11 protein-coding genes and 1 pseudogene are annotated in these 13,143 nt (G+C 73.1%); 7 read left to right on the forward strand and 5 right to left on the reverse strand.

The window, feature by feature from the left end:
* Window positions 1-141: 141 nt before the first annotated feature.
* Window positions 142-504, forward strand: a complete 363-nt coding sequence (locus IE251_RS27550; protein ID WP_189755694.1) for an ArsR/SmtB family transcription factor — start codon at window positions 142-144, stop codon at window positions 502-504.
* The gene (locus IE251_RS27555; protein WP_189755695.1) at window positions 505-1,140 is read left to right on the forward strand and encodes a pyridoxamine 5'-phosphate oxidase family protein; all 636 of its coding nucleotides are present in this window, start codon (window positions 505-507) and stop codon (window positions 1,138-1,140) included.
* Between the two features lie 7 nt (window positions 1,141-1,147).
* On the opposite strand, the gene gltX is transcribed toward IE251_RS27555, so the two are convergent.
* Together gltX and IE251_RS27565 are read right to left on the reverse strand one after the other, a co-directional pair.
* A complete protein-coding gene (gene gltX / locus IE251_RS27560; protein ID WP_229896964.1) occupies window positions 1,148-2,530 on the reverse strand; it encodes a glutamate--tRNA ligase in 1,383 nt (460 codons plus the stop codon).
* Window positions 2,531-2,644: 114 nt separating this feature from the next.
* Entirely contained in the window at window positions 2,645-3,082 is a 438-nt protein-coding gene (locus tag IE251_RS27565; protein ID WP_189755697.1) for a hypothetical protein, read from the reverse strand.
* A gap of 161 nt (window positions 3,083-3,243) precedes the next feature.
* Between IE251_RS27565 and IE251_RS27570 the strand changes: the two genes are divergently transcribed.
* Window positions 3,244-5,313, forward strand: a complete 2,070-nt coding sequence (locus IE251_RS27570; protein WP_189755698.1) for an NAD(+) synthase — start codon at window positions 3,244-3,246, stop codon at window positions 5,311-5,313.
* Between the two features lie 89 nt (window positions 5,314-5,402).
* A complete protein-coding gene (locus IE251_RS27575) occupies window positions 5,403-7,199 on the forward strand; it encodes a potassium channel family protein (protein WP_189755763.1) in 1,797 nt (598 codons plus the stop codon).
* A gap of 1 nt (window position 7,200) precedes the next feature.
* On the opposite strand, the pseudogene IE251_RS27580 reads toward IE251_RS27575, so the two are convergent.
* Window positions 7,201-7,389, reverse strand: a pseudogene (locus IE251_RS27580) (helix-turn-helix domain-containing protein); the annotation flags it as partial.
* Between the two features lie 268 nt (window positions 7,390-7,657).
* Between IE251_RS27580 and IE251_RS27585 the strand changes: the two are divergent.
* A complete protein-coding gene (locus IE251_RS27585) occupies window positions 7,658-8,224 on the forward strand; it encodes a dihydrofolate reductase family protein (RefSeq protein ID WP_189755699.1) in 567 nt (188 codons plus the stop codon).
* 80 nt (window positions 8,225-8,304) lie between these two features.
* On the opposite strand, the gene IE251_RS27590 is transcribed toward IE251_RS27585, so the two are convergent.
* Window positions 8,305-10,110: a S9 family peptidase gene (locus IE251_RS27590; RefSeq protein WP_189755700.1), complete on the reverse strand. Its 1,806-nt coding sequence runs from the start codon at window positions 10,108-10,110 to the stop codon at window positions 8,305-8,307.
* Between the two features lie 226 nt (window positions 10,111-10,336).
* Here IE251_RS27590 and IE251_RS27595 point away from each other — a divergent pair, with 226 nt between their 5' ends.
* Together IE251_RS27595 and IE251_RS27600 are read left to right on the forward strand one after the other, a co-directional pair.
* Window positions 10,337-11,116: a class I SAM-dependent methyltransferase gene (locus IE251_RS27595; protein ID WP_189755764.1), complete on the forward strand. Its 780-nt coding sequence runs from the start codon at window positions 10,337-10,339 to the stop codon at window positions 11,114-11,116.
* A 43-nt stretch (window positions 11,117-11,159) separates the two neighbouring features.
* Complete coding sequence (locus tag IE251_RS27600) at window positions 11,160-11,951, forward strand: SURF1 family protein (protein ID WP_189755701.1); 792 nt, start codon at window positions 11,160-11,162, stop codon at window positions 11,949-11,951.
* A gap of 25 nt (window positions 11,952-11,976) precedes the next feature.
* On the opposite strand, the gene IE251_RS27605 is transcribed toward IE251_RS27600, so the two are convergent.
* Window positions 11,977-13,077, reverse strand: coding sequence for a hypothetical protein (locus tag IE251_RS27605; RefSeq protein ID WP_307784871.1), 1,101 nt, complete (start codon window positions 13,075-13,077; stop codon window positions 11,977-11,979).
* Window positions 13,078-13,143: the final 66 nt, after the last annotated feature.

Below are 13,143 nucleotides of genomic sequence, written 5' to 3' on the forward strand. Positions count from 1 at the left end.
CGTCAAGTATGTCGATGTCGATCGTAATAGAGGTTCGATGTGTATCGTAGATGTCGAGCGACATCGCCATAGTCGCGCGACCTCGCCTCCCCCGCACCGGTGCCGCCGGGCCGCGCGAGGCGGGAAGAGCCTGGAGGCAGGATGCGAACGACGGAGGAGACCCGGCTGCCGCAGCCGGACCTCGCCACGGTGGAGATCGGCACCGTGCTGCAAGCCCTCGCGGACCCGGTACGGCTGCAGATCGTGCGGCTGCTCGACACCGTCGGCGAGGCGCCCTGCGGCGCGCTGGAGCTGCCGGTCGGGCGCTCCACCGTCTCCCACCATCTGCGCACCCTGCGCGAGAGCGGCCTCGTAGAGACGCATCTGCGGGGCAACACCCGGGTCAGCCGGATCCGCGGCGAGGAGCTGGAGCGGCGCTTCCCCGGCCTGCTCGCCTCCGTCCTGGGTGCCACGCCGGCCGCGCGAGCGGGCGCGGCCACAAACGACGGGGAGGGGGAGCGCTAGATGGGACGGTTCGCACACCTCGCCTACACGGACAGCGTGCGCCGCGTCCAGGAGGAGCAGGGCAGCGGCCTGTTAGGGGTGCGCGCCCTCGCCCAGCCCGACACCGGGCCGGACGAACTCGGCCCCGACGAGGCCGCGTTCCTCACCACCCGGGACGGGTTCTACCTGGCCAGCACGGGCGAGACCGGCTGGCCCTACATCCAGTTCCGCGGCGGCCCCGCCGGCTTCGTACACGTCCTGGACGAGCGGCGGCTGGCCTGGGCGGAGGTGCGCGGCAACCGGCAGTACATCACCACCGGGAACCTGCGGACCGACGGCCGGGTCGCGCTGTTCTTCATGGACTACGCCCGGCAGGCCCGTCTGAAACTGCTGGGCCGGGCCCGCACCCAGGGGCTCGACGAGGACCCCGCGCTCACCGAACGGCTCGACGAGCCGCGCACCGACGGCAAGGTGGAGCGCCTGATGATCGTCGAGGTCGAGGGCTTCAACTGGAACTGCCACCAGCACATCACCCCGCGCTACACCGAGGAGGAGCTGGAGACCGCCCTCCGCCCCGTCCGCGCCCGCATGGACGCCCTGGAACAGGAGAACGCCCGCCTGCGCGCCCGCCTCGCCGAACTCGGCGAGCAGGACTGACCCCGCCCTACCGCGGCGCGCCCCGCCCCGCCAGGCGCCGGATCGCGGTGTCCAGCCGGGCCAGCGTCCGCTCCCTGCCGAGCAGTTCCAGGGACTCGAACAGCGGCAGCCCGACCGTGCGCCCGGTGACCGCGACCCGGACCGGGGCCTGGGCCTTGCCCAGCTTCAGCCCGTGCCTCTCCCCCACGGCGAGCAGGACGCCCTTCAGCTCCTCCGCCCTCCAGCCGGCGACGCCGGCCAGTCCGGCGCGGACGTCCGTGAGGATGTCCGCGGCCCCCTCCTTCATCGCCTTGTGCCACGACGCCTCGTCCTCGACCGGCTCGTCCAGGAACAGGAAGTCCACGTAGCCGGTGATCTCGGAGAGCCGCGTCAGCCGGGTCCGGGCCAGCGGGGCCGCCGCCTCGAAGACGTCCTTGTCGAACGCCTCCGGCCGCCACGGGGCGTACGGGGCGACGAGCCACGGCACACAGGCCGCGGCGAACTGCGCGGGCGCCAGGGCACGGAGGTACTCGCCGTTGAAGGCCGTCAGCTTCTTCACGTCGAAGAAGGCCGGTGCGGTGTTCACGTCCTCGATCCGGAAGAGCCGCTCCAGCTCCTCGTACGGCATGATCTCCCGGTCGCCGCCCGGGCCCCAGCCGAGCAGCATCAGGTAGTTCACCATCGCCTCGGGCAGGAAGCCCTCGGCGAGGTAGTCCTCCAGCGCGACCTTGTCCCGGCGCTTGGACAGCTTCTGCCGTTTCTCGTTCACGATCACCGGCAGATGCGCCCACACGGGCGGCTCGGCACCGAGCGCCTCCCACAGCAGCTGCTGCTTCGGCGTGTTCGACAGGTGCTCCTCGCCCCGGACGACCTGCGTGATGCCCTCGTCCAGGTCGTCCACGACGTTGGCGAGCAGGAAGACCGGGGAGCCGTCACCGCGGGCGATCACGAAGTCCTCGATCGCGCTGTTCGGGAACGCCGGCTCGCCGCGCACCAGGTCGGCGACGACGGTCTCCCCCTCGTCCGGCGTCCGGAACCGCAGCGCCCGCCCGGCCGCGTACCCGAGCCCCCGCTCCCGGCAGAACCCGTCGTACCCGAGGTGCTCCGACCCCGTGCGCTCCTTCAACTGCTCCCGGGTGCAGTCGCAGTAGTACGCCCGCCCCGCCGCGAACAGCCCCTCGGCCGCCTCCCGGTGCCGGCCGGCGTTGTGCGACTGGAAGTACGGCCCCTCGAACACCGGGTCCTCGTCGTGGATGCCGATCGCCGCCAGCGCGCTGATGATGCCGTCGATCCACTCCGGCTTGTTCCGGGCCGCGTCGGTGTCCTCGATCCGCAGCACGAACCGGCCGCCGGACTGTCGCGCCACCGCCCAGTTGTAGAGAGCGGACCGCGCCCCGCCGACATGGAACATGCCGGTCGGAGAAGGAGCGAAACGCACACGAACCGGACCAGTCACCATGCGCCCCAGCGTACCGATCCCGGCCGTCCGCCCCGGCGTCTTTTTTCCGTACCGTCGGCAGCCCGCCTACGACAGGTGCCCGGCCCTGGGTGGCTCGCCGTCTCCGTTGAGGGCGCGTCGTACAAAGGTGATCGCCGCCGTCGCCGCGGCGGTCGCGGCGAGGCTGCCGAGGGTCACCAGGCCCACGCCGATCACGAACAGGCCGCTGGCGTCGTCGGACCAGTCGTAGTACGCGGCGGCGGTCAGGCCGGCCGAGGTGCCGAGGACGGCGGCGAGGGGGTGGCGGCGGGCGGTGGCCCAGTACACCGGCGCCAGCTGGGTCAGGACCAGTCCGATCACCTGCCAGGCCTGGTACGGGCCGGTCGTCGTGCCGTCGGCGTGGACGTCCCGCTGCTGGTCCCAGCCCAGCCAGCCGGCCCACGCCAGGGGCGCGACCACGGCGGGCGCGAGGACCGGCAGCACCCTGAGGGCGTCGCGCGTGGGTTTGCCTGCTCCTTTTCGCATACCTCCACCCTCGCGCCGCGCGCCGCCCGCGCACAGAGCGCACGTACTCAGCCGCGTGCGCATACGTGCCCGAGTACGTGGCCGGGTCCCGGGCTCCGGGCGGCCGGGATCTAGGCTTCCCTCAGGAGGAGATTCGCTTCGTCAGTGCGGTCTGTTGAATCATGAAGGAAGCCCCGTTGAACTTCTGGTCGCTGTACAGCCACGGCTTCGCGCGCATCGCCGCGTGCACGGGCCACACCGTCATCGCCGACCCGCACGCCAACGCCGAGGCGGTCCTGCGCCAGGCCCGCCGGTGCGCGGACGAGGGCGTCGCCGTCGCCGTCTTCCCCGAGCTGGGCCTGACCGGCTACTCCATCGAGGACCTGCTCCTCCAGGACGCGCTGCTCGACCAGGTCGAGGCGGCGCTCCACACGCTCGTCGCCGGCTCGGCCGACCTGCTGCCCGTCCTGGTCGTCGGCGCCCCGCTGCGCCACCGCCACCGGATCTACAACTGCGCGGTGATCGTCCACCGGGGCCGCGTCCTCGGCGTCGTACCGAAGTCGTACCCGCCGAACTACCGCGAGTTCTACGAACGCCGGCAGATCGCCGACGGCCACGACGAGCGGGGCGGCACCATCGTCGTCGCCGGCGCCGAGGTGCCGTTCGGCGTGGACCTGCTGTTCGCCGCCGAGGACGTACCCGGGCTGGTGCTGCACACCGAGATCTGCGAGGACATGTGGGTGCCGGTGCCGCCCAGCGCGGAGGCCGCCCTCGCCGGGGCCACCGTGCTGGTCAACCTCTCCGGCAGCCCCATCACCGTCGGCCGGGCCGAGGACCGCGCGCTGCTGTGCCGCTCGGCGTCCTCCCGCTGCCTGGCCGCCTACGTCTACGCGGCGGCCGGCCTCGGCGAGTCCACCACCGACCTGTCCTGGGACGGACAGACCATGATCTACGAGAACGGGGTGCTGCTCGCCGAGTCCGACCGCTTCCCGCTCGGCGACCAGTGCACCGTCGCCGACGTCGATCTCGACCTGCTGCGGCAGGAACGCCACCGGATGGGCACCTTCGACGACAACCGCCGGGCCCACGCCGCGCGCACCGGGGACTTCCGGACCGTCTCCTTCGAGCTGGACCCGCCGCGCACCGACCTCGGGCTGCGCCGCCGCGTCGAGCGGTTCCCGTTCGTGCCCGCCGACCCCGACCGGCTCGCCCTGGACTGCTACGAGGCGTACAACATCCAGGTCGCCGGGCTCCAGCAGCGACTCGCGGCCATCGGCGGCCCCAAGGTCGTCATCGGCGTCTCCGGCGGCCTGGACTCCACGCACGCGCTGATCGTCGCCGCCCGGGCGATGGACCGCGCGGGCCGACCCCGCAGCGACATCCTGGCCTTCACCCTGCCCGGCTTCGCCACCAGCGACCACACCAAGGACAACGCGCACAAGCTGATGCGCGCCCTCGGCGTCACCGCCGCCGAGCTGGACATCACGCCGACCGCCCGGCTGATGCTGAAGGAGATCGGCCACCCCTTCGCCGCCGGCGAGCCGGTCTACGACGTCACCTTCGAGAACGTCCAGGCGGGCCTGCGCACCGACTACCTGTTCCGGCTGGCCAACCAGCGCGGCGGCATCGTGCTCGGCACCGGCGACCTCTCCGAGCTGGCGCTCGGCTGGTCCACGTACGGCGTCGGCGACCAGATGAGCCACTACAACGTCAACTCCGGGGTGCCGAAGACCTTCATCCAGCACCTGATCCGCTGGGTCATCGCCAGCGACCAGTTCGACGACGAGACCGGCAAGGTGCTGTCCGCGATCCTGGACACCGAGATCAGCCCCGAGCTGGTGCCGGGCGAGGAGATGCAGTCCACCGAGTCCAAGATCGGCCCGTACGCGCTGCACGACTTCACCCTCTTCCAGGTGCTGCGCTACGGCTTCCGGCCCTCGAAGGTCGCCTTCCTGGCCTGGCACGCCTGGCACGACCCTCAGGCCGGCGCCTGGCCGCCCGGCTTCCCCGAGGCCAAGCGGGTGGCATACGACCTGGCCGAGATCCGGCACTGGCTGGAGGTGTTCTGCCGCCGCTTCTTCGCCTTCTCGCAGTTCAAGCGCTCGGCGATGCCGAACGGGCCCAAGGTCTCGGCCGGCGGCTCGCTCTCCCCGCGCGGCGACTGGCGCGCCCCCTCGGACGGCAACGCGGAGTCGTGGCTGCGCGACCTGGCCCGCTTCGACTTCGAGGCGGCGGCGGCCGAGGCCCGCTAGCCGCCTGGAACCGGGCCCCGGCTTCGGACACTCTTTCCCTCGTGGCGAGCGTTCCGTATCAGGGGGGACCGGGGGTCCCGCAAGCGCACATGGTGGTGTGCGGTGACGACGGGCTCGCGCACCGGCTGGCCGCCGAGTTGCGCGGGGTCTACGACGAACAGGTCACCCTCGTCGTACCGCCGGACCGGCGCACCGCGCGGCCCCCGGTGGTCGGCCGGGCCCGGGCCGCGTCGGCGGCGCTGTTCGACCGGATGGTCAGCGCCGCGGTGGGGACGGTCGGCCGGGCGGGCCCGACCGGGCAGCCCACCGTCCCGGCGGCCGGCCAACGTACGGACGCCGAGGGGGTGTTGGCGGCCGCCGAGCCGACCGAGGCGGTGCTGGCGGAGGCCGGGGTGGCGCGGGCCGCCGCGCTGGCCCTCGTGTACGACGACGACGAGACCAACATCCGCGCCGCGCTGACCGCCCGCCGGCTCAACCCCCGGCTGCGGCTGGTCCTCAGGCTCTACAACCGGCGGCTGGGCCAGCACATCGAGGAACTCCTCGACCAGGCGGCCGCGTTGGCCGCCGGGGACGAGACGGCCGGCCCGGGCGCCGGTCTCGACGCCTCCACGACCGTGCTGTCGGACGCCGACACCGCCGCGCCCGTGCTCGCGGCCACCGCCGTCACCGGCACCAGCAGGGTCGTACAGACCGAGGGCCTGCTGCTGCGGGCCGTGGAACGCCCGCTGTCCGGGGAGGACGGGGCCGGGCTGTCCACCCTCGCCCTGCTGTCCGGCGGCGATCAGCCACCCCTCCTGCTCCCCGGCGACGAGGAGGTACGGCGGGCCGCCGGCCGGCAGGCCGTGGTGCTGGAACACGTCTCCTCCCCCACGGACGCGGAGTCCGCCACGCCCGCCCGCCGGCTGACCGGCGTCATGCCGCTCGCCTCGCTCTTCTCCCGGCGGCTGCGCTGGTCGCTGGCCGGACTGGTCGGCTGCGTGATCGCCCTGGCCGTCACCCTGTGGCTGGTCACCGGCATCGATCCGCTGCGCGCCTGCTACATCACCCTCCTGGACCTGTTCGCCATCGACGACCCGGCGTTCAAGGAGCCCCTCGGCCGTCAGGTCCTCCAACTCCTGTCCGCGCTCGTCGGACTGCTCCTGCTGCCGGTGCTGCTGGCCGCCGCGCTGGAGGCGCTCGGCACCTTCCGCACCGCCTCCACCCTGCGCCGGCCGCCCCGCGGGCTGAGCGGTCACGTGGTGCTGCTGGGCCTCGGCAAGATCGGCACCCGGGTACTGACCCGGCTGCGTGAGCTGAACGTCCCCGTGGTGTGCGTCGAGTCCGACCCCGACGCGCGCGGCCTGGCCACCGCCCGCCGGCTGCGGGTGCCGGTGGTCCTCGGGGACGTCACCCAGGAGGGCGTCCTGGAGGCGGCCCAGATCCACCGGGCGCGCACGCTGCTCGCGGTGACCAGCGCCGACACCACCAACCTGGAGGCCGTGCTCTACGCCCGCACGGTCCGCCCGGACCTCCGCGTGGTGCTGCGGCTGTACGACGACGACTTCGCCACCGCCGTCTACCGCACCCTGCGCGCCGCCCACCCGAACGCCCTGACCCGCAGCCGCAGCGTCACCCATCTGGCCGCGCCCGCGTTCGCCGGGGCGATGCTCGGCCGGCAGGTCCTGGGCGCGATCGCGGTGGAACGGCGGGTACTGCTCTTCGCCGCGGTCGACGTCGACGGCCACCCTCAACTGGAGGGCCGCACCCTGCGCGAGGCCTTCCACACCGGCTCCTGGCGCGCCCTGGCCCGCCTGGGCCACCCGGACACCTCCTCCGATCACGTACTGCAGAAGGGCGACCGCGTGGTCGTGGCGGCGACCCGGAGGGGCTTGGCGGAACTCCGCTGACTGCCGTGGCGATCAGATCGTCCGCTTGGTCGGCAGCACCACAAGCCGTGCACCAGGCTCGGATGTCCGCGTCGGTCGGCTGTACTTCCGCCTTCTCGATACGGGTGGTCTTCGCGGGGTGCCAGCCACACCAGGCGGACAGTTCCCTCTCGGTGAGACCGGCGTCCTGCCGAAGATGCGCGAGACGCACAGCGAGTCAGCAGTCCGGGGTTCGTCCGGGGACGAACCCCGGTGCCACCTTGTTCTGCTCTGATGTGTCCAAAACGCCAAGACCAGTGCTGGTGGCCTCCAGTCGACGGGGAACACCGTCAAGAGTCGAACTCGCCCGCCTTCACCCCAGGGTGACTCGGCGGGCTTCTCGCGGCTGGTCGTGGTGATCAGGGCGGGATCTGCCGTCGCCTTCCCGTCGGCCGGACTATGATTCGGCCCCCGGCCTCCAGGATTCTTGGACAAGGCGCATGAGTGATGTGGGCACCGGTACCGGCAAAGTGGTCGTGAACAGGGCGATGTCGCTGGACGGGTTCATCGCCGGTCCTGGCCACGCGATGGACTGGATCTTCGAGTACCTGACCGCGGACGCGTTCCCGGAGGTCATGGCGGCCACGGGCGCCATGCTCGTCGGCCGGGGTACGTACGAGGTGGCCAAGCGTATGGCCGACCAGGACACCGTCTACGACGGGGGAGCACAGTTCGTCCTCACCCATGAGCCTCCCGAGGAGCCGGACCCCACCGTCACGTTCCTCACCTGTGACATTGAGGAAGCCGTTGCCACGGCACGCGGCGCCGCGGGCGGCAAGAACCTGGAGATCCTCGGTGCCGACGTGGCCGCCCAGTGCCTGCGGCGCGGGCTCGTCGACGAGATCCTGGTGTATGTCCTGCCGGTGCTGCTCGGCGACGGCGTCCGCTTCTCGCCCCCGACCCTCGGCAGGATCGACCTGGAACCCTTCGGCACCACCCGGTCGGGCGCCGTCACGATGCTCCGCTTCCGCGTACGAAAGCACCCAGCGGTCTCCCGCCGGACGTGAGTGACATCCGGCGGGCGTCGGCGTGACGTTCCTCCACGCCCGTGCCGGCAAACCCGGCCCGGTAGGCCGGCCTCGGCCCGTCAGGCCGGCAAGTGCCGGGCCGCGAAGTCCAGTTCCAGTCTCACCTGCTTGATGCGTTCGTCGACCACCAGGGAGCCGTGGCCCGCGTCGTAGCGGTAGACCTCGTGGGTCGCGCCGCGGGCTTCGAGTCTCTTGACGTAGTTGTCGATCTGGCGGATCGGGCAGCGGGGGTCGTTGACGCCCGCCGAGATGTGGACCGGGGCCTTGACCTGGTCGACGTAGGTGAGCGGGGAGGACGCGGCGAAGCGGTCCGGGACCTCCTCGGGGGTGCCGCCCAGCAGCGTGCGGTCCATGGCCTTCAGGGACTCCATCTCGTCGTGGTACGCCGTGACGTAGTCCGCGACCGGCACCACCGCGATGCCCAGCGCCCAGGCGTCCGGCTGGGTGCCGATGCCGAGCAGGGTGAGGTAGCCGCCCCAGGACGCGCCGGTGAGGATCAGGCGCGCGGGGTCGGCGAGACCCGAGGAGACCGCCCACTCCCGGACCGCGGCCACGTCCTCCAGCTCGATCAGGCCCACCCGGTGCTTGAGCGCGTCGGTCCAGGCGCGGCCGTAGCCCGTGGAGCCGCGGTAGTTGACGCGGACCACCGCGTAGCCGTGGTCGACCCAGGCCGCCGGGCCCGCCGCGAAGGAGTCGCTGTCGTGCCAGGTCGGGCCGCCGTGCAGGTCGAAGACGGTGGGGAGGGGGCCCGTGGCGCCCGCCGGCTTCTGGACGAGGGCGTGGATGCGGCCGCCGGGCCCTTCCACCCACACGTCCTCCACCGGCACCGACGGCGGGCACGCCATGCCCGGGGAGTCCAGCACCACACCGCCGGCCGTGGACCGCACCGCCGGGGGCTCGGCGGCCGACGACCACAGGTACTCCACGCTGCCGTCGGGGCGGGCCGTCGCGCCGGAGACCGTGCCGGGCGGGGTCGGGATGCGGGTCAGCTCGCGGGCCGTCAGGTCGTACCGGAACAGCTCGCTGCGGGCCTCGAAGCCGTGCACGACGAGCAGGGCCGAGCCGTCCGGGTACCACTCGGCGCCGAGATCGCCCGGCAGGTCCAGCGCCAGGTCCGTCTCCTCGCCCGTCGCCACGTCCCACACCATCGGTTCCCAACGGCCCCGGCGCTGATGGCCGATGAGCAGCCGGGTGTCGCCGTCGACCGGCGCGAAGCCCAGCACCTCCAGGCCCAGCTCCTCGACACCGCCCTTGGTGTCGTCCAGCTCGGCGACCGTCGTGCCGTCCGGGCGCAGCACCCGCAGGGCGGCGTGCATGGCGTCGCCGTGCTCGGTGTGCTCGATCGCGATCAGCGAGCCGTCGTACGAGAGGTCGCCGACGCCCGCGGACTCGCGGTGCCGGTAGATCTCCACCGTCTCCGCGCCCTCGCGCGCCAGGTGGATCGTCGTGCCGTCGTCGTCCGTGGAGCGGCCCACGACCGCCGTGCGGCCGTCGCGGGACAGGGCCAGACCGGCCGGGTAGGACGGGGCCAGGCCGGGCACGGCCGGCTCGTCCGGGCCGCCCGTGAAGGGCTGGCGGCGCCAGATGCCGAACTCGTCGCCGTCCTTGTCGTCGAACCACCAGATCCACGCGCCGTCCGGGGAGAGCACGCCGTCCGTCGTGCCGTTCGGCCGGTCCGTCACCTGCCGCCGCTCGCCCGTCGCGCGGTCCCACGCGTACAGCTCGTACGTCCCCGTCGCGTTCGACACGAACAGGGCGCGGTCCGGCGCGTCCTCCGCCCAGTCGGGCAGCGAGACCCGCGGCGCCCTGAAACGCCGCTCCCAGTCCGGCATGTCCGGTGTGTCCGGCGTCCTGCTCTCACTCATGGCCCCAGTCATGCGCCCATACTGCCTGGCCGCGCCAACAATTGGGTGGCGGGTGTGCGCAGCCTGTGGATAACTTCCGCGCATGAGCATTTCCGCCGCCTCCTCGCCCATATCCGACGGATCCGGCACCGAAGGTCCCACCCCGTCCGACCCCGAAGGCCACATCCCCGAAGGCCACATCCCCGAAGGCCGTATCCCGGAAGGCTGGCGCGAGGACAACCGCGCCATGTGGGACGAGCGCGTGCCCCTCCACGTCGCCAGTCCCTTCTACGACCTCGCCGGTTTCCGCACCCGCCGCGACGACCTGCGCGACTTCGAGACGGCGGAGGTCGGCGACGTCACCGGCAGGACACTCCTGCACCTCCAGTGCCACATCGGCACCGACACCCTCTCCTGGGCCCACCGGGGCGCCGCCCGCGTCGTCGGCCTGGACTTCTCCGTGCCCGCGGTGGAGGCGGCCCGCGCCCTCGCGGCCGACCTCGGCTACGGTCCCGAGCGGGCGGCCTTCGTCGCCGGCGACGTGTACGACGCGCCCGGCGCCGTGCCCGAGCCGTCGTACGACATCGTCTACACCGGGCTCGGTGCCCTGTGCTGGCTGCCGGACATCCGGCGCTGGGCGGAGACGGCGGCCTCACTCGTCGCGCCCGGCGGCTTCCTGTACCTCGCCGAGTTCCACCCGCTCACCGAGTCCCTGGACGACGAGACCGGCACCCGGATCGTGCGGGACTACTTCACCCGCGACGCGCAGGTGTGGAACGAACCGGGCACCTACGCCGACCAGGACGCCGCCACCGTCCACAACCGCAGCGTGGAGTGGCAGCACACCCTCGGGGACGTCGTCTCCGCGCTCGCCGCCACCGGGCTGCGCGTGGAGTTCCTGCACGAGCACGACGTCTCGCTCTTCCCGCGCTTCGCGAACTTCGAGGTCCGCGACGGCTACCACCGCTTCCCCGCGGGCCATCCGCGCGTCCCGCTGATCTACTCCCTGAAGGCGAGCAAGAGCTGACCCGGGGCCGGGGCACCGGGTCGGGCGCCGTACCGTGGAGGGCGTGTACCGGTTTCTGCTGACACCCCGCTGGTGGGGCATCAACGTCTTCGTGCTGCTCGCCATCCCGTTCTGCGTCTTCATGGGGTCGTGGCAGCTGAGCCGGTTCGAGGGGCGGGTGCAGGACCACCGCGCCGCGACCGAGCAGGCCACGTCCGACCGGACCGAGGCCGCGCGCCCGCTGGACGCCATGCTCCCTGTCGACAAGAGCACCTCGGGCCGGCGGGTCACGGCCGGCGGGCACTACGGCAAGCAGTTGCTGGTGCCCGGCCGGGAGCTGGACGGCAAGCGCGGCTTCTACGTCCTCACCCTGCTGCGCACCGACTCCGGCAAGGCACTGCCCGTGGTCCGGGGCTGGCTGCCGGGCACGGCGGACCCCGCGAAGGCCCCCGCCCCGCCCGCCGGCGAGGTCACCGTCACCGGCGCGCTCCAGGCGTCCGAGACCCCGGGGGACAACGGGGTCGCCGCGCAGGGCGGGCTGCCGGCCGGGCAGACGGCGGCGATCAGCTCGGCGTCGCTGGTCAACCTGGTGCCGTACCGGCTGTACGACGCGTGGGTGACGCTGGACAAGGCCGACGCCGGGATGAAGGCCGTGCCCGCGAGCGCGCCGAGCGGTACGGGGCTGGACCTGAAGGCGTTCCAGAACCTCGGCTACACCGGCGAGTGGTTCGTGTTCGCCGGGTTCGTGGTGTTCATGTGGTTCCGGCTGCTGCGGCGGGAGCTGGAGTTCCAGCGGGACGCGGCGCTGGGCCTGGTCCCGGAGGACGCGGAGCGGGCGCCGGTCCCGAGCGGCTGACTGGAACCGGCACCTGCCGCCAGCCCTACTGACCCGCCAGCAGCCCCGTGTAGTACACCGTCCCCGCGCACGCCCCCGGTACCACCGCGATCGCCGACGGTGCGCCGTCCTGCGCCGTGTGGGTGACCGCGACGCTGCCGTCGGCCGTGCCGCCCTCGGTGACCAGCTGCGCCGTGACGCCGGGCGACCCGGTTCCGGTGTCGGTCGGGCTGCCGGTGGCGCCCGCCTCCTGGGTGGGCGACGGGTCCGGTGAGGGACCGCCCGTGCCGGAGCCGCCGTCGGTGCCCTCGCCGCCGGTGACGGGGCAGGTCTCGGAGGGGACGAAGGCGAACCTCTCCTCGTAGGCCGCTCCGGGCTGGAGGACCAGCGAGGCGACCTCCAGGGAGGGGTCGGGCAGGGCCGTGGCCGCCTGATCCCCCGCGGTGTGCCGTACGGCGACGACCTTGGCCGGGTCCGCCGCGCCCTGGGCCGCGGTGGTGACGCTGCCCGGGCCGGACACCGTACAGGCCGTGCCGGAGACGTTGACGACGCGGAAGGTGCCGGAGACCACGCCCGCGGAGTCGGGGGCGTTCACGGTGCCGCTCGCGGAGCCCAGCCGGCCCGGCGAGCACGCCGGGATGCCGGCGGCCGCGCTGGCCGAGGGCCCGGTGCCACCGGGGGAGCCTGCGTGGTGGCCGTCCTTCGGGTCCTTCCCGGCACCCTTGTCCGGCTCCTTGCCGGGCTCGGCCTTCGCGCTCCCGGTGTCCTTCTCGCCGTCCTTGCCGACGGTGCCCTTGTCCTTGCCCTGGCCGGTGCCGCCCTGGGCCTGGGAGGTCTGGCCGGCCATGGCGGTGTTGGGGTCGGAGCCGCCGGAGTTCGAGACGTGCACCAGGGCGGGGATCGCGGTGCCGATGAACAGGGCCGCCGCCGCCATGCCGACCGCCGCCTGGCGCTTGCGGGCGCGGCGGGCGGGGATCGCCCGGCGCAGGTGCTCCAGGGTGTTCCCGCGCGGCTCGATGTCCTCCACCGCCGAGTGCAGCAGGCGGCGCAGGTCCGGCTCGTCCGCGTCGGGTCCGTCGAGGCCGTCCGGTGCGTCGGTGACCGGGCCGGGCCGCTCGGGGCCCGTGCCGTCGGGGCCGTGGTTCACAGTTCCGTTCCCAGCGTGCGTTGGCGTGTGCGGTTGCCCGTCGCGGTGTGTCGGCTCGTGCCAGGC

The sequence above is a fragment of the Streptomyces eurythermus genome, from assembly GCF_014649115.1.
Classification (GTDB): Bacteria; Actinomycetota; Actinomycetes; order Streptomycetales; family Streptomycetaceae; genus Streptomyces; species Streptomyces eurythermus.